The organism is Bradyrhizobium sp. 62B (genome assembly GCF_030272265.2).
In the GTDB taxonomy this organism is placed as follows: domain Bacteria; phylum Pseudomonadota; class Alphaproteobacteria; order Rhizobiales; family Xanthobacteraceae; genus Bradyrhizobium.
In genome coordinates, this window is sequence record NZ_CP092842.1 from 430,798 (window position 1) to 455,090 (window position 24,293).

At 60.1% G+C, this 24,293-nt stretch carries 22 protein-coding genes and 2 pseudogenes; 6 read left to right on the plus strand and 18 right to left on the minus strand.

Annotated features, from left to right (window positions below):
• Positions 1 to 12: 12 nt before the first annotated feature.
• From ML401_RS37020 to ML401_RS37030, 3 genes are read left to right on the plus strand one after another with little or no spacing between them, the layout of a single operon-like run.
• A complete protein-coding gene (locus tag ML401_RS37020; protein WP_285812821.1) occupies positions 13 to 660 on the plus strand; it encodes an amino acid ABC transporter permease in 648 nt (215 codons plus the stop codon).
• Positions 644 to 1,378, plus strand: coding sequence for an amino acid ABC transporter ATP-binding protein (locus ML401_RS37025; protein ID WP_285812822.1), 735 nt, complete (start codon positions 644 to 646; stop codon positions 1,376 to 1,378). The genes ML401_RS37020 and ML401_RS37025 overlap by 17 nt, the downstream gene beginning before the upstream one ends.
• 60 nt (positions 1,379 to 1,438) lie before the next feature.
• On the plus strand, positions 1,439 to 2,335 hold the full coding sequence (locus ML401_RS37030; RefSeq protein WP_285812823.1) for a hypothetical protein: 897 nt from the start codon (positions 1,439 to 1,441) through the stop codon (positions 2,333 to 2,335).
• Positions 2,336 to 2,475: 140 nt separating this feature from the next.
• Here ML401_RS37030 and ML401_RS37035 read toward each other — a convergent pair whose 3' ends face one another.
• The 9 genes from ML401_RS37035 to leuC form a co-directional block, all read right to left on the minus strand.
• A complete protein-coding gene (locus ML401_RS37035) occupies positions 2,476 to 3,510 on the minus strand; it encodes an aldo/keto reductase (RefSeq protein ID WP_376717410.1) in 1,035 nt (344 codons plus the stop codon).
• Positions 3,511 to 3,590: 80 nt separating this feature from the next.
• Entirely contained in the window at positions 3,591 to 3,911 is a 321-nt protein-coding gene (locus tag ML401_RS37040) for a putative quinol monooxygenase (protein ID WP_285812824.1), read from the minus strand.
• Between the two features lie 281 nt (positions 3,912 to 4,192).
• Positions 4,193 to 4,642: a prolyl oligopeptidase family serine peptidase gene (locus ML401_RS37045; protein ID WP_285812825.1), complete on the minus strand. Its 450-nt coding sequence runs from the start codon at positions 4,640 to 4,642 to the stop codon at positions 4,193 to 4,195.
• Positions 4,643 to 4,689: 47 nt separating this feature from the next.
• The gene (locus ML401_RS37050; protein ID WP_285812826.1) at positions 4,690 to 5,502 is read right to left on the minus strand and encodes a lipase family protein; all 813 of its coding nucleotides are present in this window, start codon (positions 5,500 to 5,502) and stop codon (positions 4,690 to 4,692) included.
• Positions 5,503 to 5,604: 102 nt separating this feature from the next.
• Entirely contained in the window at positions 5,605 to 6,741 is a 1,137-nt protein-coding gene (locus ML401_RS37055) for a mannonate dehydratase (RefSeq protein WP_285812827.1), read from the minus strand.
• A 108-nt stretch (positions 6,742 to 6,849) separates the two neighbouring features.
• Positions 6,850 to 7,815 carry a tripartite tricarboxylate transporter substrate-binding protein gene (locus tag ML401_RS37060; RefSeq protein ID WP_285812828.1) on the minus strand — a complete coding sequence of 322 codons (966 nt, stop codon included), beginning with the start codon at positions 7,813 to 7,815 and terminating at the stop codon, positions 6,850 to 6,852.
• 56 nt (positions 7,816 to 7,871) lie between these two features.
• Complete coding sequence (locus ML401_RS37065) at positions 7,872 to 9,194, minus strand: 2-hydroxycarboxylate transporter family protein (RefSeq protein WP_285812829.1); 1,323 nt, start codon at positions 9,192 to 9,194, stop codon at positions 7,872 to 7,874.
• Between the two features lie 63 nt (positions 9,195 to 9,257).
• Positions 9,258 to 9,866 (minus strand): 3-isopropylmalate dehydratase small subunit, encoded by a 609-nt coding sequence (gene leuD, locus ML401_RS37070; RefSeq protein ID WP_285812830.1) that lies wholly within the window; start codon positions 9,864 to 9,866, stop codon positions 9,258 to 9,260.
• Positions 9,863 to 11,287 (minus strand): 3-isopropylmalate dehydratase large subunit, encoded by a 1,425-nt coding sequence (leuC, locus tag ML401_RS37075; RefSeq protein ID WP_285812831.1) that lies wholly within the window; start codon positions 11,285 to 11,287, stop codon positions 9,863 to 9,865. The genes leuD and leuC overlap by 4 nt, the downstream gene beginning before the upstream one ends.
• A 59-nt stretch (positions 11,288 to 11,346) precedes the next feature.
• Between leuC and ML401_RS37080 the strand changes: the two genes are divergently transcribed.
• Entirely contained in the window at positions 11,347 to 12,321 is a 975-nt protein-coding gene (locus ML401_RS37080) for a LysR family transcriptional regulator (protein WP_285812832.1), read from the plus strand.
• 41 nt (positions 12,322 to 12,362) lie between these two features.
• On the opposite strand, the pseudogene ML401_RS37085 reads toward ML401_RS37080, so the two are convergent.
• A pseudogene (locus tag ML401_RS37085) lies at positions 12,363 to 13,250 on the minus strand (LysR substrate-binding domain-containing protein).
• 91 nt (positions 13,251 to 13,341) lie between these two features.
• Here ML401_RS37085 and ML401_RS37090 point away from each other — a divergent pair.
• Entirely contained in the window at positions 13,342 to 13,770 is a 429-nt protein-coding gene (locus ML401_RS37090; protein ID WP_285812833.1) for a DoxX family protein, read from the plus strand.
• A gap of 251 nt (positions 13,771 to 14,021) precedes the next feature.
• On the opposite strand, the gene ML401_RS37095 is transcribed toward ML401_RS37090, so the two are convergent.
• Positions 14,022 to 14,960: an NAD(P)H-binding protein gene (locus tag ML401_RS37095; RefSeq protein WP_285812834.1), complete on the minus strand. Its 939-nt coding sequence runs from the start codon at positions 14,958 to 14,960 to the stop codon at positions 14,022 to 14,024.
• Positions 14,961 to 15,021: 61 nt separating this feature from the next.
• The gene (locus ML401_RS37100; RefSeq protein WP_285812835.1) at positions 15,022 to 16,635 is read right to left on the minus strand and encodes an acyl-CoA synthetase; all 1,614 of its coding nucleotides are present in this window, start codon (positions 16,633 to 16,635) and stop codon (positions 15,022 to 15,024) included.
• Positions 16,636 to 16,652: 17 nt separating this feature from the next.
• Between ML401_RS37100 and ML401_RS37105 the strand changes: the two are divergent.
• Positions 16,653 to 17,143, plus strand: a pseudogene (locus tag ML401_RS37105) (integrase core domain-containing protein); the annotation flags it as partial.
• A gap of 479 nt (positions 17,144 to 17,622) precedes the next feature.
• On the opposite strand, the gene ML401_RS37110 reads toward ML401_RS37105, so the two are convergent.
• From ML401_RS37110 to ML401_RS37135, 6 genes are all read right to left on the minus strand, one after another.
• Positions 17,623 to 17,949 (minus strand): helix-turn-helix domain-containing protein, encoded by a 327-nt coding sequence (locus ML401_RS37110; protein WP_285812836.1) that lies wholly within the window; start codon positions 17,947 to 17,949, stop codon positions 17,623 to 17,625.
• Between the two features lie 9 nt (positions 17,950 to 17,958).
• Positions 17,959 to 19,290, minus strand: a complete 1,332-nt coding sequence (locus tag ML401_RS37115; protein ID WP_285812837.1) for a type II toxin-antitoxin system HipA family toxin — start codon at positions 19,288 to 19,290, stop codon at positions 17,959 to 17,961.
• Between the two features lie 571 nt (positions 19,291 to 19,861).
• Positions 19,862 to 21,211 (minus strand): alpha/beta hydrolase, encoded by a 1,350-nt coding sequence (locus ML401_RS37120; protein ID WP_285812838.1) that lies wholly within the window; start codon positions 21,209 to 21,211, stop codon positions 19,862 to 19,864.
• Between the two features lie 11 nt (positions 21,212 to 21,222).
• On the minus strand, positions 21,223 to 22,389 hold the full coding sequence (locus tag ML401_RS37125; protein ID WP_285812839.1) for a serine protease: 1,167 nt from the start codon (positions 22,387 to 22,389) through the stop codon (positions 21,223 to 21,225).
• A gap of 8 nt (positions 22,390 to 22,397) precedes the next feature.
• On the minus strand, positions 22,398 to 22,973 hold the full coding sequence (locus ML401_RS37130; protein WP_285812840.1) for a M12 family metallopeptidase: 576 nt from the start codon (positions 22,971 to 22,973) through the stop codon (positions 22,398 to 22,400).
• Positions 22,974 to 23,075: 102 nt separating this feature from the next.
• Positions 23,076 to 24,164, minus strand: a complete 1,089-nt coding sequence (locus tag ML401_RS37135; RefSeq protein WP_285812841.1) for a hypothetical protein — start codon at positions 24,162 to 24,164, stop codon at positions 23,076 to 23,078.
• Positions 24,165 to 24,293 lie beyond the last annotated feature (129 nt).

Here is a 24,293-nt window from a genome sequence, read left to right on the forward strand (position 1 = left end):
TGGAGATGGCAGATGAATAGCGCCTACATTCTCTCGTTGCTGCAGGGTCTATGGGCGACGGTCGTATTGAGCCTGTTAACTTTCCTGTTTGGCGGCATCGCCGGCTTCATCGTCGCTCTGGCACGCATCTCGCGGAGTTGGGCGATTTCGTGCGGGGCGGCGGCCTATATTGAGATCATGCAGGGACTTCCGTTGCTCGTCCTCATGGGCCTGTGCTTTTACGGGCCGAGCATTTTGGGCTACGACTCCTTGTCTCCGCTGACGGCAGCGACCTTCGCGCTCACACTCTACAGCAGCGCCTATCTGGGCGAGATCTGGCGCGGCTGCATTCAGGCGGTGGCGAAGCCGCAATGGGAAGCCGCAGAGTGTCTCGGCCTAACGCGCTGGCAGCGCATGAGGGCTGTCATCCTGCCGCAAGCTCTGCGCATTGCCATTCCTCCGACAGTCGGCTTCTTGGTCCAGATCGTCAAGAACACGTCGATCGCCTCACTTGTGGTCGGATACGCCGAGCTCTCCTACAACGCAAAGATCATCAACAACGCAACATTCGAGCCGTTTCTCTACTTCGGCATCGCTGCCCTGATGTACTTTGCGATCTGCTATCCGCTGTCGGTTCAAAGCAGAGCCCTCGAAAGGAAACTCAATGTCGCCAATCGTTGAACTAAAGGACGTGCGCAAGAGCTTTGGCGAGCTGGAAGTCCTTAAGGGTGTCACCTTTGAGGTGAACAGGGGCGAAGTTGCCGCCATCATCGGCCAGAGCGGATCGGGCAAGAGCACGGCGCTCCGTTGCATGGATCGCCTGGAGACCATCCAAGGCGGCTCGATGCTGATCTGCGGCCACGAGCTCCACGATGACAACATCGACTTGAAGTCGCTGAGACGCGATGTCGGAATCGTTTTTCAAAGCTATAACCTCTTCCCGCACCTGACCGTGGCGGAAAATATCATGTTGGCCCCGCGCATCGTCAAAGGCATGAAGCAGCCGCAGGTCCGCGAAATTGCCGATACCGTGATCGCCAAGGTCGGGCTGCGGGAGAAGATGGATTGCTATCCGGAGCAGCTTTCCGGTGGGCAACAGCAGCGGGTAGCCATTGCCCGCAGCCTTGCTATGGAGCCTAAGTTGATGCTGTTCGATGAAGTGACCTCAGCGCTCGACCCGCAACTTACGGGCGAAGTGCTGCGTGTCATGGAGCAGCTCGCAGGCGAGGGCATGACCATGATCCTGGTGACCCATGAAATGGCCTTTGCCCGCAAAGTGGCGGACCGCGTCATTTATATGCGTGATGGCAAGGTGCACGAAATGGGATCGTCGGACATCCTGCGGACGCCTGCGACGCCCGAGCTGGCGGCGTTCGTCGCCGAATCAGCTGAACATTAAGGCTGTTGGCAGCGAAAGGGCGGCCAAAATGTCCGTCTTAAATGGTTTGAATTGCGTCGTATGATCACCAACCAGCTCTTGACAGCCGGCGCGGCTCGACTTGGTTTCTCGGCGTCTGCTGGCGGACGCGTGACCTCTCTCGATTTGTGCAGCAGCAAGGGTAGCGGCTTGCCGCGACGGGTCTTGCGTCCGTTCCCGGCTGGGGTAGAGCCGGCTCAGTTATTGCGTTGGCCCAAGGGTGGTATCTATCCCCTCGTCCCCTATAGCAACCGCGTGAGGGACGGGGTTCTTCTCTTCCAGGGGAAGCGGTACGAGCTTGCGGCCCATCCCGATGCGCAGCCGCATACATTGCACGGACATGCGCATAGGATGCCTTGGGAGACGACCTCGCTGACGCCCTCGCAGGTGACGATGCGATACGCGCATAAGGGAGGCGCCGAATGGCCTTGGCCGTTCAGCGCAACTCTTAAGGTCGAACTTGAACCCTCGCGTGCCATATTTTGCCTTTGTCTTCAAAACGAGGCGCAGACGCCGATGCCGGGTGGGATTGGCCTGCATCCCTATTTCGAGCACCAAGTCGAGGACAACATAGAGTTTGACGCACCGATCGACTGGCCGGTGACGGCGGACTATCTCGCCGCGTTGCCGAATGGCCTTTCTGCCGGCCCCACAGCAGATTCATTGCCGCCCGGTGAGGTGACGCTTTATCGCAGTGGCTGGCGCGGGCTTTGCGTTATTTACCGCTCGAATGGTGATCGGATTGAGATGCGAGCGGATCCAGCATTTTCGTATTTTGTGCTGCATCGGCCCGCTGATGCGGCACATTTATGCGCAGAGCCCGTCAGCCACGTTGCCGACGGGTTCAACCTGTTCGCTCGCGGGTATGCAGACACTGGAACTGTGATTCTCGAGCCCGGAGACGAGCTGAAGGGCTCTGTTGTGATTTCCATGAGTTGATAGCCGCGGATATTCAAAGCTGCGGATGGCGTCGGACATTCGGTTTGCAAGCGCCGAGCGCAGGCAGGGATGGACCGTTCAGGCGAGCAATGTTCGAAAGTGCCAAACATTGCAAGATTCGAGCCTGCCAGCTGCATGCATTACCGAGAGATCCCGCTGAGCGGACGAAGCAACTCAGGGAACACAGACTGGTGTGAATAGGGATAGGGTGCTGGCGAGGCGCTCACTTGGTTCAAGCGCTCCACCTCCTTAGTGGAAAGCCGCCAGTCGAGCGCTGCGATGTTCTCAACGAGCTGTTCGGCCGTGCGGGCGCCAATGACAACACTTGAGACGGTTGGCCGGGCGAGTAGCCAATTGATCGCGACTTGAGACACGCTTGTCCTGCGCTCCTGCGCGATATCGTTGAGCGCATCCACGATGTCAAAGAGCTTGGCGTCACGCTCGGTCAGGCCTCCGAATTTCGCCGCTCGGCTGTCGGCCTGCGGTGGCCGGTCGCGGCTGATCTTGCCGCTGAGCTTGCCGCCGGATAGCGGGCTCCATATGATGGCGCCTATGCCCTGATCGAAGCCCGCGGGCATCAATTCGTGTTCATAGTCCCTGCACAGCAAGGAATAGTGGACCTGATGCGAGATGGGGCGCGGCAAGCCAAGCCAGTCCGCGGTGGTGGCCATCTTGGCCAGCTGCCATCCGGAGAAGTTGGACGCCCCAATATAGCGGACCTTCCCGGCCTTGATCAGTTCCTCGAAGGTGCGGAGTGTTTCCTCGAGCGGTGTATTTTCGTCATAGCCGTGAAGTTGCAGCAGATCGATGTGATCGCAGCCAAGTCGCTTTAGAGAGGCCTCGCACGCCATTAGGATGTGCTGCCGGCTCGCCCCCATTCCGTTCGGCCCGCTGTGCGAGCGGTAGCCGAGCTTGGTGGCGATCAGGGCCTGCGATCGGCGTGAGTCCAGAGCCTTTCCGAGGATTTCTTCCGCCGCGCCCATCGAATAGACGTCGGCGGTGTCGAAGAAATTCAGCCCCGCATCGAGGCATATGTCAACGAGCCGTCGGGCCTCCGATAGATCGGTCGTGCCCCACTTGCGAAAGAACTCGTTCCCACCGCCGAAAGTCGCTGTCCCAAAGGCCAGGGCTGGGATCTTCAGTCCTGAACGGCCGACACCCCTATGTTCCATCATATTGTCCTAGCCATAAGCACCCTGTGCTTGCCTCGTTGCAAAGCGCCTCATTTTGGAAGCTCGACCTCGGGCGAGCGTCGTCAGGCTTCATCAATCACTGCCCCCATCTCGATTCGGGTCTGGCTCGACACAAGAGCTCGGATCCGAGCCTTGCGGACGGGAGCGTGCCCGGAGTTCCGGTGCGCTTCGACGGCCTCGTAGTCGTCGAAGAGTTCATTGGACATGAAAGTATCTGGCAGCACCACGCCATCAGGATTAACGGCCTGCAGGATTTCGAAGCGACGACAGCCGGGCTCCTCCGCCAAGGCGATCGCCGCAGCCACGAGCAGTGTAGCCCTCAATTCCTCTTCACAACCCGCCTTCGCGACAAAGCGCGCGACAATGGCTAAAGTCCCCGACATGGCTTTCTACCTCAAGAGCGGAGAGACGGTCGCGGCATATGCCGACGGATGAGAAACAAGCAACAAGCCGCCGGTCGCCATCGGGGCGAGCGATGGAAATGGAGAGGATCGCGCTCGGCGAGACTAAGCCAACGAAAGCCTCCCCTGACTGCACATGGAACGGGCCCAATTTAGGAAGGCGCAGGTCAAGCCGGCAGCCCAGAGCTCCTCAGAAAGGCCTGCCTGGCTTGGATCGCATCGGTTCGTGCAAACCGATGCGCCAAGTTGCAAAGTACCGCAAGTCAGTCATTGAAGGGTATACCCGGGGCCGGTGTTGTCGGAAGCCCCGGCTCGGCAATGCGCGCGCAGTTGCTTGGCGTCTTCTTGCCTTCAAGTGTCTGTTTGAAGAACGCCAATGCGTCCGGGAAAGCGGCAATCAGGCCTCCGTTGTGAGTGGCACCAGGATAGGTGTTCCAAACGACCTCGTTGCCGGCCGAGCATAAGGCCGCCACGGCTGCATATTGGCGACCGGGCGGCAGTACTGAATCGGCCAGACCCGTGCCAAGCAGAACGGGCACCGGCAGCCGCACGGGCTTCATGTCCGTCGGAGGCGCAAAGCTCGCTTCGATGTTCGCGATCGGTTGGACATAGGCGTTGTCGGCGGTGACGGTATCTTTCTGCGCGATCGCACGCATCTCGCCGGTGCAGCCTTCCCGAGCTGCGCGTAAGACGAGCCTTCCCTTGTCGCTCACGATGTTGTCTACGGGGGGTGCCTCATCGGGAAGCGAGCCGCCGAGCATCATATGAGGGTGAGGTAGATCGGCGAGCTAACCTTGAACGGCTCCACAGGCCGGTAAGGGCCGTCGGGAAAAGTCGACACGACCCCTGTGGCGACTGTGGCGAGCAAGGGGACATCTGGCGCATAGCTCGGCGCGACCGTTGTCGCGCCCAACGCGGCGCCTGAGCCTTGCGACTGACCGCTGATGAAGACCTTCGAGGCGAGCTTGTCGCCATGGGCGCTGCGCGCTGCGCGGACGGCATCGAGCACGGAATGGCCTTCAGCTTCCCAGATCAGGTAAGGATGCGGGCCGGGACCGCCGAGACCCTGGTAATCAGTGGCAACGACCGCAAACCCATTCTCCAGCCATTTCTGAATGTAGGTCGCATCGCGCGGCTTGTGCCCGGCCCAGGACGGCGCGCACACGTCCGCAACGCCCAGCGTGCCATGAGCCCAGGCCACGAGGGGCCAGCCTCCGGCCGGCGGTTCTCCAACCGGCAGATACAGTGTCCCGCTCACCGGTACGATCCCGGCGTGCCAACGTACATCCGTCGAACTGTAGAGAATACGCTCGGCGAAAGCCGCTTTCGTGATCTCCGGCTGGGCCTTTATCGGCTCTTCACGCAGCATCACGCCCGGGCTTGAGGGCAGCGCGTCGGTCCAACGATAAAAAGCCGATAGGTTTTGATCGCCCCATTGAGGGCCGGTCGGCAGCGCGGCCCTCTGCGCGAAGGCCTCGGATAATTCCAAGGCCGCAAGGATCGAGATCGCGATCACCGACTTCATTCCGAACCTCTTGGGATTGAGCTTTAGCAGCCTGTTCATGTTCTTCATCCGATCTGGTTCCGTAACGGGGCTATCGTGCGATGGACTTGAGCGCCTCTTGATGAGCGGCGCGCAGGAGGCCGAGAATGTAGCCGTTTGCGAATGCGAAGCCTAAGAGGGATCATCCTGATGACGCGGACTATGATCGGCTAGCAGAGAGCCTTCCCAGCCGGTGTCGCGAAGCAGGCGAATGATATTGAACAGGTCCACATCGCCCTCGTCATGATAGACCTCGACGAAGTCATTCTGGCTGCCGCTGACATTGCGGAAGTGGATCTGATGAATCTTCTTCCTCTGGATCAAGCCGTATAGCAATTCGAGTTGATCAACGCCGGCGGGCATCGATTCCCTGGAGACGCCGGTATCGTACTGAAAACCGTTATGCGGCGAATCATAGAGCTTCTCATATCTTAGCAGCGCGGCCGCGTAGTCGCCGGCATCGAAATTGTCGACACCAAGATAGCCGAGCGGCAGCCCACCCGGATCATAGGGATGGCAGGCCAGCTTGACGTTGCTTTCGATCGCGACCGGAACCACCCGAGATGCCCAAGTCTGGAGCCGTTCCCAATAGTCGTCAGACGACACGCGGCCCGCAGGCGTTGGCGGCAGATCGCGCCAATTGTCCTCGAGCTTGAACGCAAGATATTCCGATCCGCCGCGCCCGGGGACTTTCCGATTGCGCCGAATGGGCGTCAGGTTCCAGTGATAACTGATGATCTTGATGCCCGCGCGGCCGACGGTACGCACGTTCTCGCAGATGAGATCCAGATAGCGGTCGCGCTCTGGCCCGGGGGTCATGGCGATGTATGCCGAATCCATTCGGATGCTTTCCCAGATCAGATCGTTCTCATGCAGAATATCCCGGATGCGCGTCATACCATCCAGGCTCCACTGCGTGGTGGGCTGTAAGCGAGCACCGCCCATGCCGGTGCCGAGCGCCTTGGCGCGAGCCATCGCGGCATCGTCGGGCATCTCGTTCCCGAACACGTCAGGAGCCGCATTCCTCGTTTCCAATGAGACGTCGAGATGGCGAATGCCCCACCGCCGATGCCACCGCATGTTCTGCAGCGACGTCACCGGACCCCGGTCGAAGTTGCGCTGCCCGCCAAGTCGGATCCCGTCGTTCACGCGCACCGGCAAGTGAGGGACCGCACTACCCGCCCCCGCGCTCATCTGCGCGACGGCGCCGGAGGCCGCCGCTCCGGTCGCGCCTACCAACAGGGCCTTGGTGAAATCTCTCCGGTCCATTCGTTCTTTCCTTTGACCTGATCCGACCTGACACTCAGTCGTGGTGTAGGCCATCGTTGAACGCCAGCAGCGGCACACTGCGACCCTTTCGCGAGTCGCCGGAACGGCTCAGTCTGCATATTGCCCGGCGGCCTTGATGATAGGCGCCCAGCGGTCGATCTCGTTCACCAGCATCGCGCCCAGCGCCTCCGGCGTCGCTTGGTTCTTCGGGACAGGCTCGGTGTTGATGTCGTTGAGCCGGGCGACCATGGTGGGATCCTGGAGTGCGGCCTGGAGCGCTGCCGTCAGCTTCTGAATGATCGCCGGCGGCGTGCCCTTCGGCGCATAGAGGCCGTGCCACACGCCGAGCTCAAAGCCCTTGAGGCCGGCCTCATCGGCCGTGGGCAGGTCGGGCAGGCTCTTCAGCCGCTCCTTCGTCGTCACCGCATACGCCTTGACCTGCTTGGCCGAGATCGGCCCGGTGGTGTTGGTCGCCTGGTCGCAGGTGAGATCGATCTGCCTGCCGAGCAGATCGTTCATGATCGGGCCGTTGCCCTTGTAGGGCACCGTGGTGAGCTGCTTCTGGATCGCCGTCATGAACAGCATGCCGCACAGATGCGAGGCCGCTCCCAGCCCGGCATTGGCGTAGGTCAGCTTGTCGCCCTGCTGCTGGGCGTAGGCGACCAGCTCCTGGAGCGTGTCGGCCGGGAAATCGGGCCGCGCGATGATGGTCATCGGCGCATTGGTCACGAGCCCGATCGGCGCGAAGGCCGTCTTGGTATCGTAGGTGAGGTTGCGATACAGCGTGGCCGCGGTCGAGATGCCGACGTGATGCATCAGCAGCGTGTAGCCGTCGGGTTGGGCGCGCGCGGCGCGGGTCGAGCCGATGACGCCGCCGGCGCCGGTCGCGTTCTCGACAATGACCTGCTGGCCCAGCGATTTCGCCATGCCCGCGGCCGTCAGGCGGGCGATGGTGTCAGTCGGCCCGCCGGCAGCGAACGGCACCAGCATGGTGATGGGCCTGGTCGGATAGTCCTGGGCGAACGCCGCGCCGAAAGGCAAGAGCAGCGCTGACACGAGGGCAATGAACCGCATAATTTCCTCCAGATTGTTATTGGCGACATCAAAGCGGATTCCTGGCCGCACGGCCATCAGGAAAGCGACTTCATCAGGAGGGTCGCGATCACGATCATGATCGCGCCGCCGACACGGGTCGCAATCTGGGCGAAGGCCATCAGGCCCATGCGATCCGCCGCGCCGAGAATGGCGACGTCGCCGGTGCCGCCGAGACCGGAATGGCACGCGGTCACGATCGCCGCCTCGACCGGATACATGTTCAACCACTTGCCGACCAAGAATCCCGACGCGATCATCGCCAGCACCGTGGTCGTGCAGATCATGATGTAGCCCGGATTGAACGAGGCAACGAGTTGTTGCCAGGAGACCAGCAATGTCCCCATCGCCACTAGGATCGCAAACGTCAGGTTGGTCGACATGAACTTGTTGATTTGATAGGCGCCGAGCTCCATCTCGACCGGCAGTAACCTGGTCAGCTTCAACGCCACCGCGGCGATGATCATCATGATGGGTCCCGGGATGCCGGTGAATGGCGCCAGAACCATGCCGAGCACGAACAGGCCGCACGACAGCACCATGCCGGCGCCGAGCAGCCCGAGATCGATCGGCCGGTCGGGCCGCGCCTCATCGAGAATGTCGTCGTCCCCGGTCTTCACCAGCATGCCGTTGCCGTTGAGCTCGCGGCGCGTCTCGCCGAGGCGCGCCAGAACGCCCGCGCTGACGATGGCGACGACGTTGCCGAGCAGCGCCGCCGGCACCATTTGCGCCACCAGCTCGGCCTGCGGCCGGTGCAGCATCTCCGCATAAGCGATCGACAGCGGAAGCACGCCCTCGGCCAGGCCGCCGCCGACGATCGGAATGATGATGAAGAAAAACGTGTCCCTCGGGCTATAGCCGAACAGAAGCCCGACGGCGATGCCCGCGGAGACCGCTGCGATCGTGCCGATAAGGAGCGGAACGAACATGCGAATGAAGCCCTGGACCAGAACCCGGTAGGGCATGCCGAGGATCGAACCCGCAACGAGACAGGCGATGAAGAAATACTGAAAGTTGGCGGTCCGGAACGTGGTGGTGATCGCCTTCAGCGCGGCGTCGGGCATGAAGCCGTAAGCCACCAGGGCCGACGGGACGAACAGGCAGAGGATCGCCGTGCCACCGATCTGCTTCAGGACCGGAATGGTCTGGCCGAGCTTGCCGAGCAGGAAACCGAGCAGCATCAGGACTGAAAGGCCGCCGATCACGTCGTTCGGCAGCTTGCCGAGATAGACGGCAGCAGCGCAGACGAGCGCGGCCGCGAGGTAGACGCCGAATGGCAACGGGCCGATCTTGAGCCGTGCAAGCTTCGTTGCAGCCGCGGTGTCCGCCACTTCAGTCGCGCGATATGTCGTGTCTACCAAGGGTCCCTCCGCTATTATCGTTTCTGCGCGCCGCGGATCTGGCCGCGACCCGGTCGTGGCAGTTCAGGCGATCCAGGGATTCTCCGCGCGATGCTTCGCCTCGAAGGCCCGGATGTCTTCGGCGAAGACGAGCGTGGAGGCGATGAAATCGCGCCCTGACAGGAAGGCCTCCTTCCTATCAGGCTCGATGTCGAACGCGATCGAGCGGTGCGCGCGATCGAAGCGGATCGCCTGCGCGGCGAGATCGACGGTGAGATCATTGCGGCCACCGTCAGCCACAACCTCGGCGAGCTCCGACACAACAGCGGGATCAAGCGAGATCGTCAGCAGCCCGTTGTTGGCGCAATTGTCGTTGAAGATGCCGGCGAAGCTGGTGCCGATCAGCGCGCGGATGCCGAGTTGCTGAAGCCCCCAGACGGCGTGCTCGCGGCTCGAGCCGCAGCCGAAGTTCGGGCCGACCACGAGAAAGCACGCGTCGCGATAACCGTCTCGATTTAAGATAAAGTCTGGATTTAGCTTTCCGTCCGTGAAGCGCAGCAGATTGAAGGCGCCCTCGCCCAGCCCGCTGCGGTCCACGCCCTTGAGGAACATCTTTGGCATGATGACGTCGGTGTCGACATTCGGCGCCATCATCGGCGCAGCCACGCCCGTGACCTTATCGAACGGATTCACGGACGTGCTCCCTGAAGAAGAGTACGCACATCGGTGATGCGTCCGGTGACAGCGGCCGCGGCCACCATCGCCGGACTCATCAGGTGCGTGCGCGCACCTGGGCCCTGGCGGCCTTCGAAATTGCGGTTGGTCGAGGATGCGCACCGCTCCCCAGGCTTCAGCACGTCGTCGTTCATCGCAAGGCACATCGAGCAGCCGGACTGCCGCCACTCCACGCCGGCGTCGGTGAATACCTTGGCGAGACCTTCCGCCTCGGCCTGCACCCGCACTTGGGTCGAGCCCGGCACCACGATCGCGCGCACGCCATCCGCGACACGGCGGCCGCGAAAGATGGCGGCTGCATCGCGCAAATCTTCAATCCGCGAATTGGTGCAGGAGCCGATAAAGGCAAAGTCGATCGGAACCGATTGAATCGGCGCGCCCGGCGTCAGGCCCATATAGCTCAGCGCGCGCGTGGCAGCGGCCCTGCGATCGGGCGTGTCCTGTCGCACGGGATCCGGAATGACGCCTGTCACTGCGATCGCCTGATCGGGACTGGTGCCCCACGTCACGAGCGGCGCGACCTCGGACACATCCAGCACGATTTCGCGGTCGAACCGGGCATCGGGATCGGACGACAGCATCAGCCATTTGCCCGCCGCACGCTCCCACATCTCGCCCTTCGGCGCGCGTGGACGGCCCTTGAGATAGTCCAGCACCTTCCGATCCGGCGCGATGACGACGCCGCGCGCGCCCGCCTCGACGATCATGATCGACATCACGATCCGGCCCTCGACACTCATGTCGGAGACGACGGGACCGCTGAACTCCACGGCAAATCCGGTCGCGCCGTCGGCACCGATCCGCCGGATCACCTCCATGACGATGTCCTTCGGCGTCACGCCGAGCGGGGCGTTCCCGGTCAGGCTGATGCGCATCGTCTTGAGACGGCGATAGCGCACGGTCGAGGTCGCAAGATAGTGCTCGATGTCGGAGGTGCCGATACCGTAGCCGAGCGCGCCGAAGGCGCCATAGGCCGTGCTGTGGCTGTCGCCGGCGGCGATCACCATGCCCGGCATCACGAGCCCCTGCTCGGGCGCAACGACGTGCTCGATGCCTTGGCGCGGGTCGAGAATATCGAAATATTCGATGCCGAAGTCCCTGGCATTCTCGGCGAAATAATCGACCTGCCGCGCCGCGCCCGGATCCGGCATCGCACGGGTGCGCCGTGCGGCCGTCGGGTTGACGTGATCCACCACCATCAGCGCGGCCTTCGGATTCCACACCTTCCGGCCAGCCGCGCGCAGGCCGGCGAAAGCCTGGGGGCTGGTGTACTCGTTGAGGACGGTTCGGTCGACGTACAGCAGGACGAGCCCGGCATCATCGAGATTGCGGACCACATGAGTGTCCACCAGCTTGTCATACAACGTGCGCGCGGCCATCCCGTCTTCCTCCAGGGCTTCTTTCTCGCCACCGTGACGCGCGCGCGACTAGAAATCCAATGCCGGATGCTGATATCGTTATGCATGCCTTGCATAAACGAGAGCTCTCTATGGAGATCAATTGGCTATACGATTTCATCGCGGTTGCGACAACGCGCAGTTTTTCACGGGCCGCAGAGGAGCGAAACTGTTCCCAGCCGGCGCTCAGCCGGAGGATACAGGCGCTCGAGGTCTGGGCTGGCGCATCGCTGCTCGATCGCACCACGCACAGCGTCAATCTGACGCCAGCTGGTGAAGCCTTTCGTCATACTGCTGACGATATCCTGCGAAGATTGAGTGCCGGCCGGCTCGAGGCGCAGGAACGGGCGCGCGGGGCCTCGGACGTCCTGAAGTTCGCCTCGACGAATGCGTTGTCGCTGACGTTCTTTCCGGATTGGCTACGTCACATCGAGACCGAGCTACCATTCGTGCCCAACGTACAGCTCGTTGCCAATCATATGGAAGGCTGCGAACGGATCCTCTTGGCAGGCGATGCCCATTTTTTGCTTTGCCATTATCATACAGCCGCCACGACGGCGTTGACGCCGTCGCATTTTCGCTCGCTGCATGTTGGTGACGACCGGCTGATCCCCGCATCGGTGCCGATTTCGCGCCGCAACCGCAAGCCTCGCTTCAAGCTTCCGGGAACGGATGGCGCGCCTGTACAGTTCTTGAGCTTCCGTTCAGAATCAGGGATGGGACGGATCCTGGAGGCGGTGCGTGCCACCTCCCCCTTGCAAGCTCATCTTCACACGACATTCACGTCGCATCTGGCGAAACTTTTGGTCACGATGGTTCAGGCAGGCCGGGGCATGGCGTGGCTGCCGGAAAGCCTGATCAGGGATCAGCTTGCCTCTGGCGAGATTGTCGCGGCAGGCGGGCAGCAGTGGTACGTGCCGATCGAGATCCACGTATTCCGGCCTAAACTGCGGCTAGCTCAGGCAGCAGAGGCCTTCTGGCAGCACATCGAGAAGGCAGCCACACATTCGCGATGAGTCAGCAAGCTGACGTCACAGCGGCCAGGCTTTTGGCCAGGCTATCTCAGTCGCTTATCAGCAGCGATGAAGTCGATAAATGTCCGGACTTTGGCTGAGAGGTATTTGCGCGTCGGATAAACCGCGAACATTTGACTTTCGAAGATGTTCTGCCCCGGCACAGCACCTGCTCCAGGCGCCCGGCGGCGAGGTCCTCGCTGATTAGCCATTTGGGCAGCACCGCGAGCCCCATGCCTTCCAGGGCGGCGAGATGCAGCAGAGTCTCGTTGCCGCTGAGCAGAACCGGGTTGAACTTGATAGTCTGCGTCCCACTTTCCCCCTGGATGGTGATACTCTCGCCTGGAGAGTGCAGCGCATAGTGCAAGAGGCTGTGCCCGGACAATTCAGCCAGCTTCTTCGGTCGCCCCGCGCGATCAAGATAGGCGGGCTTGGCAACCATATAGAATGGGACCCCTGTGATCGGCCGCGCAATCAGTGCCTGGTCGGGTGTGCCCGTCGCACGCAAGGCCAGGTCAAAACCTTCCTCGACCAGGTTGACCAATCGTCCACTGAGATCGATGTTCAGCCGTACCTGTGGATAGCGAGCCTGATAGTCTGCCAGGACTTTCGAAAACTTCGGATTGGCCATCCAGACCGGCGCGGTTAGCCGCAATGTGCCGCGAGGAACTACGGTCACGTTGCTGACGGCCGCCTCAACCTCATCCAGGGACTCGAGCATCTGACGCGCCTGCTCGAAATATAACGCGCCGCTTTCGCTCAGGCTGACGCGTCGGCTGGCGCGGTTGAGCAGCCGTGAGCCCAGACGCTTCTCAAGCTGCATCACATGCTTACTCGCCATGGCTGGCGAGATGCCTAGCCGGGCTGCCGCGGCCGCAAAGCTCTTGAGCTCGGCAACCAGGCAAAAAACCTTTGCTGACCAGTGTATCCATTCAGATCATCAACATACAGGAAATGAATCCATCCCAAAATGCATAATGATCAAATAGCTGGCAGCCCTGTCATCGCCGGAGTGCCCCGCTCATGTCCACCGCCAGCGCCACCGCCACCCCGCAGGAACGGCCCCTACGCGTGAGCCTTTGGGCCACTCAAGCCATCCTCTTTTGCGTATTCGCTTCGGCTGGGCTCGTGAAGCTGTTTACGCCAATTCCGCAGTTGGCCGCGATGATGCCGTGGACAGGCCAGCATTCTGAAGCTTTTGTGCGAGCCATCGGACTGATCGACCTCGCGGGAGGAATTGGCGTTCTCATGCCGGCGTTAACCCGGATTGTGCCGCGGCTGACGGTGCTTGCCGCGCTTGGCTGCTCGGTGTTGCAGGTCTTAGCTATTGTCTTTCACGTCTCTCGCGGCGAAGCCGAGTTCACGCCTCTCAACTTCCTCCTGTTGGCGCTTAGCGTCTTTGTTGCCTGGGGGCGCAGCCGCAAGATACCGATCCCGCCGCGCCGGTCCTGATGCCGGGTTTCTAGCCAGCCATTGCGGTGCTTTCCGAAGGTTCTCAAGGGATCGATTAGCGCCGAATTCCCCCGGCCAGCACGCTCCCACGATGCAGCTTCTGCTCATTGCAGTGGATGGTAGCAGCACTCAGCCTCGGGCAAGCCGGGTGTCCGGCTGCGCGCCCTGTTAAAGCGTTTAATCAGCGCGATATAGCGGCGCTTCGCTCGGCGATGATGCCTAAATGTCCATCGCGCGACGGCGCTTTAGGGTTACATTCCGAACAGCAAGGCTTGCCGATGTTCGGCCAGCCATTCGCTCAAGGAGACGGGCTTCCGTCCTAGGGTGCGCTCAACGAAGTCATTGCGCGCCCAAACCACCTCGTTCTCTTGCTCGTACTGGAAGAAATCCCAGAGATAGTTCAGCCGGGTCTCTCCGAGCTCCCGGTACCACTCGAAGAAGCCTACTCTGGTGCCGTCGTGAACGATCCTTTCCCGAAAAACCTTGGTCATGAGATCGGCGACCTCGCTGAACCTCAGTATGTCCTGTCCGTTGTTGAGAGTGTGAAACTGACCAATGTGCCGATGATTGTCCGACAGGAAAAGACGTCCGGCCACCTCCGCAATGTCGGGTGGATCGATATAGGGGATCAAGCGTTCGGGCCAGATCAACTTTCGCTCCTTCCTCAAGCCGTCCTTCATCCAGTAGAAGTTGTCCATGAAGGTTGCGCCGATGTTCAGGTAGGTGACAGGCAGACCGCTTTCGTCGAGAATTTCTTTTGCGATGGGATGCTGGATGGGTAAACCAAGACCATGCTCGCGGAGAGACGGAGGAATTCGCCTTCGATTCGCTTCGGGCTGTAGACCGAGAAGACGTATAACGTGAACGGCGGACCTTGCCTTCTTGAGCAAGACAACGAGATTTGTCATCGCATCGGTCTCGTTCGTGCCGCTTCTGGTCAGGACGAATATTCCTTCCATTCCGTCGACCGCCTTCTCAAGCGATGCGAGATCAAAATAGCTGGCCAAGACGACCTCCGCATGCGGGTGCTCGCGACGAAGGACGTCACAATTGGCGGGATTGCTTGTTACGAGGCGCAGCTTGATCTGCGGCGCCTCCTCGCGCAAGAAACGAGCAAGGGGGCCGCCGATATGAGCCGCTGCACCGAAAAAGAGAATCGTGCTCGGAATCTTCTTCTGACCGTGTCGCATTAACAGACCTCAATAAACCCTGGCGAACGCCCCAACTGCCGCGAGCGGCTGGATGGCCCCTTCAAGCCCCGAAGTTCTTCTGGATCGCCTTGTCGAGCGTCTCGCCGCCGACGAAACGCTGGCGCAATTCCCGCTTGAGCAGCTTGCCGGACGGATTCTTCGGCAGGCCGTCGACAAAGACCACGCGCTTGGGCACCTTGAAATGCGCCATCTGGCCCGCGCAATGCTTGATGACGCCCTCTTCGTCGAGCTTTTCACCTGTCTTGACCACGATGATCGCGGTAACCGCCTCGATCCAGCGCGGGTCCGGCAGGCCGACCACTGCGACCTCGGAGACCGCCGGGATCTTGTAGATCATCTCCTCGACCTCTCGGCTCGCGACATTCTCGCCGCCGGTCTTGATCATGTCCTTCACGCGATCGACGACGGTGATGTAGCCCTCGTCATCGACGGTGGCGAGATCGCCGGAGTGAAACCAGCCGCCGGCGAATGCCGCCGCGGTCTTGACCGGATCGTTGTGATAGCCGGAAAGCAGATGCGGCGAGCGGTGCACGATCTCGCCGACTTCGCCGACTTTGACATCCTCCATCGACGTGTTGACGACGCGCGTCTCGACATTGAGCACGGGCTTGCCGGCGGAGCCGGCCTTGCGCAGCTGGTCCTCCGGCCGCAGCACGGTCGCGAGCGGCGCGATCTCGGTCTGGCCGTAGAAATTCCAGAACTTGACGGCCGGCAGCCGGCGCTGCAGTTCGAGCAGCACCTCCACCGGCATGATCGAAGCGCCGTAATAGCCCTTCTGCAACGTCGACAGATCGGTCCTGTCGAAGTTCGGCGAGCGCAGCATCGCGATCCAGATCGTCGGCGGTGCGAAGAACGAGGTGATCCTGTGCGCCTGGATCAGCGCCAGGATGTTGTCGGCGGTCGGCTTGCCCGTGATCACGCCTGATGCGCCGAGATAAACCTGCGGGCCCAGGAACACATCCAGCTGGGCGCAATGATAGAGCGGCAGAGCGTGCAGGACCTTGTCCTCCACGCTCATGCCGCCGTCGATGATGCAGCTGACATACTGCCACATCACGGCTTCATGCGTCAGCATCGCACCCTTGGGCAGCGATTCCGTGCCCGAAGTGTAGACGATCTGCGCGAGATCGCGGCCATCGACCGAGGCGTCCAAGAACGAGCCGTCGGGATGCAAGAGATCGTCGAAGGTGGTGAGGTCGGGAGGCGCTGTGGCCGGATCCTCGCTCGGCAGCCAGATCATCTTCTCGACCGCGCAATCCTTCGCGCTCGCCGCGCCAGCCGGCCCGACGAAATCGGGACCGGTCGCGAGCAGCTTTGCGCCGGAGCTCTTCAGGATGAAATTGATCTCGTCCGGATTGAGCATGAAGTTGATCGGCACCAGCACCGCGCCGATCCGCGCCAAAGCAAAGCGCAACGCGGCAAAGGCGTGCGAATTGCGCGACAGCACTGCGAAGCGATCGCCCTTCTTTACGCCGAGGTCGAGCAGGCCGCGACCGAGGCGATTGCAGATCGCGTCCATCTCGGCGAAGGTCCAGCTCACGCTGCCACAACTCAGCGCCAGCTTGCCCGGCTCGCGGCTCGCGGCGCGGCGCAAGAGATCTCCGATCGCATGCTCGCGGGCTTTCAGGATAATGGCTGCGACATCTCCGCTCATCTCTTCTCCTTCGGATCAACGAGATCTGGGCGATGGACTTCGTTCATGACCAGCTGGCCACCGGCGGCAAGCTCCGGGTGCTCACGATCGTCGATATCTTCTCCCGCTTCTCGCCGCACTGGAGCCGCGGCTCACCTTCCGCGGCACCGATGTCGTGGAGGTACTGGAAAGGGTTTGCAATGAAGTGGGACTCCCGGCGACGATCCGGGTCGATCAAGGCAGCGAGTTCGTGTCGCGCGATCTTGACCTCTGGGCCTACCAGCGCGGCGTCACGCTGGACTTCTCACGACCCGGCAAGCCGACCGACAACGCCTTCATCGAAGCCTTCAACGGCCGCTTCCGGGCCGAATGCCTCAACGCCCATTGGTTCCTGTCCCTTGCGGATGCCCGGCAAAAGGTGGAGACTTGGCGAAGATACTATAACGAAGAACGGCCCCACGGGGCGATCGGCAATCGGCCGCCGATTTTGCTGCAAAATCACGTCGGCGACACCAGCCCGCCAACGTGATCAGAGGCGCAAAACTCTAGTTCCGGGTGGTCCAAAGTTCGGTCTCGCTGCAAAAGCCCCGAGACTCTAACTGCCACTGGATGAAAATTCAGTGGCAGGTCATTGCGAGGTCAGTTCTTCAGTTAAAGACATTCGTCCTCCAGTCAAGTTTGAACGAGGATCTTGCAGCAACGCCATGGGGAAGCCGACGGCCTAAGATGTTCGAAGGCGACCAAGGTGGATGAAGAGGGGCCAAGATCTCGCAGAAGTCCATTTCGACGCAACCTCTTGCCGCTGTTTTTTGCGATCAGCGTCGCTCCAACTGTGGTCGGCCAAGGGCTTGACCGGCACAGCGGCAGTGTCATCTTGAAATAGACCAGCGCACCGGATTTGCGCCTCCTCAAAGCTCCAGAGCATTAAGGACCTTTTGCGGACCCGCCAAAGAGAGTCTTCACGATGGCCATTCGGAAGAATCCATTCGGTTCAAGACGCGCTCATCATCAATGTGACCCCGTAGATTTCTCATCCTCGCGAGAAGCCTTTGTCGCCCCAGCAGCGATCGGAATAAAGCCGATTTGGAAACCAAATGCCCGACCTATTTTGTCTAGCGTTTGCGCAGTAGGATTGGCCGCTCCTCGTTCAATGTCGGCGACTTGGCGCGGTGTCAGCTTAAACAGTCGGGCGAACTCAATCTGGGTGAGCCCGAGGGCTTGGCGCATCTCGGCGACGGCCTCCGGCAAGCGGAGAGTACCCGCGCGCGCTTTGGCTGCAATCGCGGCGCGACGATCTCGGATCTCCTCTTTCGTAGGTTTACGCCATCTGGCCATGAGGCTCGCCTAATCTGTCACATTGCGTAGTTTGGCAACACCGTTCGCCATATCTTCGTTTCGAATGATTGCGTTCGTCACGACCGAGTCTGGCACGCCGCTCATCCTTGCAATCTCTGGAAGGGCTCGGAGAAGATCTTCCCTGGCTGCCAAAGCGGACATCAATTTGTGGGCAGGCACCTTGGGGTTAGAAACTGTTTCACAGACGAGCTTCCAATCAGGATTGGTGTCCTGTCCTCCACCATCGAGCATGCACCCCCACCTCGTGGAACGGACGATGCCCGCTGCCGCGATTTTCATTGGTGCGAAATCGAACAAGGGGGCAAGCCGTATGCTTCCATCCGGGAATTTTCTAAGCGCGGTGTTTCGGCCATGATTATCGGGATTGCCCATAGCCAGGTTCAAGACATCTCGCAGCAGATACTCCGTCGTGTCCTCCAGCGGACTCGACGAGACCTGTTGGATTGTGTTCAGATAAGTTTCGTGCCTGCTCTGAAATGCAAACTCCGCAACGCCAATCGCAGAGACCAGACTCTCTTGTCCGTAGCGGATTAGACCACCCGGCGCGACACTGCGGTCAAACCGTGGAATGACAAGCACACCATTGCCGTAGGTGCTCGTGCGTTCGACGTTGACGCCGAACTCTTTTGCGACCACCGAATAGCCCGATTCAGACTCCAGGATCCGCTGATCCACCGGCTCATCACTGCGCAGAAGCTTTACGATGATAAATTCGAGGGCGTCCGCGTCCGGGACCATCGAATTCGGATACCAAAGTCCGTCTCGGGAGCGTGTCAGTGACACCTTTGGCCAGTCGCCTTGCAGCCCACTCGAACCCGAGGCAAGCAAGGAAAAGCGATCAGCAACTTCGAGAAATGCGTCGCTCCGATCGAGAATTTCTTCAATAGTGATTCCCGCGACCGATATGCCCTGAAGACGTTCGACTTCCTGATCATACGCCTCTTTGATGCGAATATTGCCGACGGGAGAGCTCGCAGCTCTCATGAGAAGATGGACTTGGGTAGAAGGCGCCTCGACTGGAAGGTTCAGAAATCGCGCGATCCTCTCGGCGTGGTGACCCTGAGGAATGAAGTCCAGAAGAAAAGCTGGCCAGGTGTTTGCTGAGCGATCCACGAGATCGACTGGGGCGTTGATCGAGTAAGCATGTACGCCTTTGAGGGGACGGTCTTCCACAAATGGGATGGCGCCGAACTTGGCAAAATAGGCCATTTCGTAGCTGGTTCTGGAAGGCGTCGTGTAGCCCTTTTCGGGGACTTCCAAGTTGACGGTGGCGGCCTCATGCCACCTGCCTTCTATGAACGTCTCTACGGTAAGGTTCATTTATAGACCCCTTTAGGGATGTATATGCTAGGCAAGGTCCAGAATCAATCCATTATAATGGAAGTATTAATGGGGCTCTCGGAAAGCTGAGTCCGTTGGGACACTGCAGTCGTTGCCCATCATGCCTTTAGTCTGCCGGATCTTTGCGCCACCACGGACTGAGTGGCCCCTCAGAATGCCCGCCCCACGATCAACTGCGGGGACGGCGCAGCCCTGTGTGTTCAGCTCCCATTGATCGGACAGGCTTCATTGCCGAAGAGCGGACGCGGCCAGAGGACCTAGGCGGCGCCTCCTTCGCCAAGAACCCAAAAAGCGCAAAAGCTGACTGCGATGATGGGGCGTCGCGCGCTCAAAACGTCAAAAGCCCGAACGAACTCTTACGTCAATTTAGCAAGCAAGACTCGTAAGACGAGATGCGCGTTACACCTATCCAAACTGTGGTCTTGCCGGCAGCCTACATGCATGTACGGTCCCGATTTCTGCGAAAGCTGCGCGAATTTGCTGCCGTTGCATAAAGGCGATCGAAGTAGGGACGAGCCGCACATCGGCGAGGATTAATGGGCGCGCCCCCCTAGTAAGGATACATCCAATAGGTCGCGTTAAGCTCGTTAGGCATCGAGCGCAAAGTTGGGGTCCGTTGCGGCGGCTTGAGGTGGCTAGATGAGGAGATGATCCGGCCGATATCGTCGAGGACCGCCCGACTTGTTGAATAAGTGCTATGGTTGAGGGCAAACATTTCGCTTCCGACCGCAGAGACATCGATCGTCTCGATGCCCGAGACGAGAGTTGGACCGCTCTTAGTCACATAGCCCATTCGCGATTTCGACTGCGCTTTCTTCATCGACGCGAGCAGAGCCAGATCAGTCGACGAGGCGTACACGGTCACCGCACCCGCGGCCGCTTTGATCTGGTTAGCCCGCTCCAGATAGAGGTCACGGTCGACGTCGGGTGCTGCGAAAATCAGCTCGGTAATGCCAAGCGCCGTTTGGCTCAGCGCTGCCTGCTGCAAGGCGCCCAATACCACTTCACTGCCTAGGCTGTGTGCGATCAGGATGATCCGCGAAACGTTCGCCTCCGTCTTGATGAGCTTGAGAAGATCGAACAATCCATCGGTGGCATGCAAGGCACTTTCGCGATCGTAATCGTAATCCGCCATCCCGCCTTTCGAGGGCCAGGAATACATCATGACGCGGCCCTTGTAGTTTGCGTCGAAGGCAATCTGAGCGGCCTTGAACGCTGCATCCGAGAAAGGAACATTGTAGCCATGGACGAACAGCATCAGGCTGTCGGCAGGATTGGCGATCGCGGAGGCAAACTCCTCGCGTGAGAGCTTCGATAGAGTCTGGATTCGAAAGTGCTTTCCGTCCTGCTCGGCCTCTGTCCAAATGCCGTACAGATATGTCTTTGGGGTTTCGACTTCGCCCATCTTGTGGACGATCGGTATGCTCACAGTCACGTAGCCATAGGTGTTGGTGGTCGAACGATCATAGGTGATCTGTTTCAGCTCCAGGTTCGGGCCTCCCGTCACCTCGCGGTTGGTCGCAAAATAAACGGGCACCAAGCCCTTGATGGCGGGCTTGTTGGGAGCCTCGGCGCCGGTTGGCGTCGTTTTCTCCGGAGGCGCCTCCTCGCTTGCCTCACCCGTTGTGGGGCGATGATAGCTATAATCATGCCGCCTCGGACCGTAATACCTCGGGCCATAATACCTGGCGGCATGATGGTGGTATCCTCTGAATGCACGACCGTGGTTATGATGCGCGTTTTGGGCTTGGGGCTTCGACGGCCGCGAGACAGGTGCTTGATGAGCGCAGCCGGCGACAAACATGCAGACCACAGCAATTAAAGCCGCGCGAAGCTGCCGGAACGACGAGAGCCAGTGCAGCGCATTTGAGGTATCGGCTCGCAATCTCGAGACGACCATGGCCCTCCTCCTTACTTCGCAAGTATCTGAGATAGATTGACGGTAGCACCGAGCCATCCACGGTACCGATCGACGGCGGGTCCACTGGTCAGCTTGTAGGTGAAGCGCGCCTGTGCACCGCCATCGTTGATGGCGCAAGCAATGTTGCCGGCTCCGTTTGCCGTCTCGACATGCCAGGAGCAGCCGGTGATACGGTAGCCAGGCTCGGCTGGGAACGTCTCGGCGTAGTCGGCCGAATGCTCGGCAAACACGACGGGATGATCATCCTTAGTCTTGTCGACGGTATATGAGCGCTCGATCTGCTTGGGCTCGACGAGTTGCGATATCGGAACATTGACGATGAGCCGCCGGTCTTCTGGAAGCAACGTGTGAAGCGCGCCGGCCAGGATCTCGGGAATTTTCACGCCCTGATTGGCTTGCGTCTGCACATGGGTCGAGTTGAGCTTGCTCCAGTTCTCGAATGAGATTGTAGTGTCGACCCATTTGGTCCAGCAGACGGATGGTTGGGGGATAGCCGCAATCAGCTTGTAGAGCGGGCTCGCGGCTATGACCGTGGCAGGAATGATGAAATTCACTCCGTTGACCTGGGTATCGTTCCATTTCACGATGCCGCCGACAGCGATACCGAGGAGCGCGCCGAACTCGTTGAACGCGGGACCTCCGCTATTGCCAACATTCATGACAGTATCGGTTTGCCAGCGCCCATTTGGACTGGTTTGATTGCTGATCAGGCCGCTCGATATGCTCAGATCCAGGTCGAGGGGATAGCCAAGCAGATAGAGCTGAGTTCCCATTGGGGCCTGCTGGCTTTCATTGATGACCGGCATTGGGCAGCGCGACGCTCCGCCGCTATCGTTGGCCGGCTGGGCCAATTCCAGAAGGGCAAGATCGTTGACGTCGTCGCGGTGAATCGCGCCCACTTTGATAGGATTTGCGTTGCGCGAGCCAAGGCGGGCATCGACCTCAAAGCTCTTGTAGTTTTCCTCTCGCCCAACCACATGGCTGTTGGTGAGCACGAGGTTGTCGCCGATCAGAAGACCGGAGCCGCCTCCGACTTCCTGCTTGCCATTGTACATGACGCCGACAAACTGGACGTGAACAGTCCTGACGTTATAGCGCGCGGCGATCTGCACCGCGGCGCGATCGGCTAGCGCCTGCCCGGAGATGATAAAGAGCAAGGCGAGGGTCAGGACGGATAAAACGTTCTGACGGCTGCGATATCGAGTGGGCTGAGTTGTCCGTTTCCGTTCCATGCTGGATTACAATAGTTCATGATGGAATTGGGGTCGTATTTAGTGACCTTGTAATCGCCGACCGATCCTGAAAATTTCTCGTTGCGACACTGTTCCGGAGCATCGTCGCGGTTCTGCTCGTGAGTAAAGCCGAGCGCGTGTCCGAATTCGTGGACAGCGACCGCACGAATGCAGAATTCGCGCTTATTGATGCATCCTTTACTCCAATGATTGAAGCTGAAATTCAAGGTCATGCCCGAAGGCTTGCCATCGAGATACTTGCCGACGACGTCGGTGTGCGCGCCCTCATCGGCGATGCGCACATGGACGCCCGCTGCGCCCTTTGTACAGGCAGGCCAGGTCTTGGCGAACCACACGCCTCCTTGTGCTGCGCTCTCCCAGGTCTCGGCCACGGCTTTTCGGACCAGTTCTGCATATTTCTGGTCACGGGGGTTGAGGTTTTCCCAGCAAACAGGGATTTCCTTCACGTCCCACTTTGAGCTGCGGATCACAGTTCCGAAGAGCTCCATCTCCGACACTCCCGAGGGAAGCGCAGGCTGAGCCTTCGCGCTGCTGCAGGGGAGGAGCACGAGAAGAACGAGCAATCCGGGCAGCCAGTAACGTGTCATGTTTTATTGAGTAGGCGTTGGAGATGGCGGGAAGACTGGCACGGGCGCGAAGATAAAGCCGTTCGTCCGCGGACCACCACCAGCCCTTGGCCGGCCGGTTGCCGCCCCCCCGCTTCCCGGCAATTCCTGCGACTTTTCCCCTCCCGGGATTGGTGTCGTGTAAATCGGATTGTCCTTTGATCCGAGCGCCGGCTGTTTGGCTGCATAGCTGGCCGAGCCAGACTTTGCTCCGTTGGCCAAGACGGCATTCGGCCCATTGATGTAGATACCGAGATTGCTGAACTGCTGCGCAGATGCGGAGGCTTGGATGGCGGCCGGTGTCCAGCGCGCCGATGTAAGGGAGTATTTGGCCTCGATGCCTCCGGTCACTTGGATCGAAAAAGTATAGGTCATCTGCGCTGGCTCAGCTCGCTCCGAAGGCATGGCCGGCGTGAGGTTGTTGGCGGCGATCAAAATGGCATTGTCGCGTAGCCAGGCCGCCAATGGTTTGGAAGCATCGACGGTAATGCGTTTGAAGGCGGTGCGCTCCGGATATTTGTTTTCGGCGAGGGCTTCGAGTTCGGAGAGGTCGGCCGGCGTTCCCCGGTAGCAGCCGCGCTCATATGTTGCGGGTCCAGATGCTAGCGGCGAGGTATCAGACGCAAGCTCGGCATTCTGTTTCAAGAGGAATGACCAGATCAAGTCATAGGTATCCTGCGCCGAAGCCGTGGGGCCGACATGAGTCATATCGTTGCTGGTGGCACTCAGAATGCGCTTGTAGTCGAAAGCGGTGCCGGACCCGACACCGCCGGTATCGGTTACTTTCAATTCCAGGAAGAAGGTGCCGTACAGAAACGGGTCGATGTCGAAATGGGCGTAGCGGTCGAAGGCTTCTTCCGGCCTGGTTTTGTAAATCTTGAGGTAGTGCTTCCGCCTTTCGCGCTCGATCTGATAGAAGGTGACGACCTCGCACCGGATCGACTTGAGAAAATGCGGCAGCTCGCCAGCTGTGATCACGCCAGTCTGCGGATCGTGCACATAATACAGGCTTGTGCACCCGCCCACCGCAAGGCAGACGCCAAGGCAAGCCGCGGCCCGGCTGATCTTCCACATCTATTGTGCCCCCCGTCCGCTTCGCGTCGCTCGCGCGCGGATCTCCCGCCCAGATTGAAATGCTTTGCTCGTGCTTCGTCAAGAGTATCGGAAGCCATATGCAGCTTTTCGTTGCGATCGTATAATTCG

What these genes read in the sequence shown, in the direction of transcription:
- ML401_RS37020 (WP_285812821.1), top strand. Translation starts at nt 13, where the DNA reads ATGAATAGCGCCTACATTCTCTCGTTGCTGCAGGGTCTATGGGCGACG.
- ML401_RS37025 (WP_285812822.1), top strand. Translation starts at nt 644, where the DNA reads ATGTCGCCAATCGTTGAACTAAAGGACGTGCGCAAGAGCTTTGGCGAG.
- ML401_RS37030 (WP_285812823.1), top strand. Translation starts at nt 1,439, where the DNA reads ATGATCACCAACCAGCTCTTGACAGCCGGCGCGGCTCGACTTGGTTTC.
- ML401_RS37035 (WP_376717410.1), bottom strand. Translation starts at nt 3,510, where the DNA reads ATGATGGAACATAGGGGTGTCGGCCGTTCAGGACTGAAGATCCCAGCC.
- ML401_RS37040 (WP_285812824.1), bottom strand. Translation starts at nt 3,911, where the DNA reads ATGTCGGGGACTTTAGCCATTGTCGCGCGCTTTGTCGCGAAGGCGGGT.
- ML401_RS37050 (WP_285812826.1), bottom strand. Translation starts at nt 5,502, where the DNA reads ATGAAGAACATGAACAGGCTGCTAAAGCTCAATCCCAAGAGGTTCGGA.
- ML401_RS37055 (WP_285812827.1), bottom strand. Translation starts at nt 6,741, where the DNA reads ATGGACCGGAGAGATTTCACCAAGGCCCTGTTGGTAGGCGCGACCGGA.
- ML401_RS37060 (WP_285812828.1), bottom strand. Translation starts at nt 7,815, where the DNA reads ATGCGGTTCATTGCCCTCGTGTCAGCGCTGCTCTTGCCTTTCGGCGCG.
- leuC (WP_285812831.1), bottom strand. Translation starts at nt 11,287, where the DNA reads ATGGCCGCGCGCACGTTGTATGACAAGCTGGTGGACACTCATGTGGTC.
- ML401_RS37080 (WP_285812832.1), top strand. Translation starts at nt 11,347, where the DNA reads ATGCCGGATGCTGATATCGTTATGCATGCCTTGCATAAACGAGAGCTC.
- ML401_RS37090 (WP_285812833.1), top strand. Translation starts at nt 13,342, where the DNA reads ATGTCCACCGCCAGCGCCACCGCCACCCCGCAGGAACGGCCCCTACGC.
- ML401_RS37095 (WP_285812834.1), bottom strand. Translation starts at nt 14,960, where the DNA reads ATGCGACACGGTCAGAAGAAGATTCCGAGCACGATTCTCTTTTTCGGT.
- ML401_RS37100 (WP_285812835.1), bottom strand. Translation starts at nt 16,635, where the DNA reads ATGAGCGGAGATGTCGCAGCCATTATCCTGAAAGCCCGCGAGCATGCG.
- ML401_RS37110 (WP_285812836.1), bottom strand. Translation starts at nt 17,949, where the DNA reads ATGGCCAGATGGCGTAAACCTACGAAAGAGGAGATCCGAGATCGTCGC.
- ML401_RS37115 (WP_285812837.1), bottom strand. Translation starts at nt 19,290, where the DNA reads ATGAACCTTACCGTAGAGACGTTCATAGAAGGCAGGTGGCATGAGGCC.
- ML401_RS37120 (WP_285812838.1), bottom strand. Translation starts at nt 21,211, where the DNA reads ATGGTCGTCTCGAGATTGCGAGCCGATACCTCAAATGCGCTGCACTGG.
- ML401_RS37130 (WP_285812840.1), bottom strand. Translation starts at nt 22,973, where the DNA reads ATGGAGCTCTTCGGAACTGTGATCCGCAGCTCAAAGTGGGACGTGAAG.
- ML401_RS37135 (WP_285812841.1), bottom strand. Translation starts at nt 24,164, where the DNA reads ATGTGGAAGATCAGCCGGGCCGCGGCTTGCCTTGGCGTCTGCCTTGCG.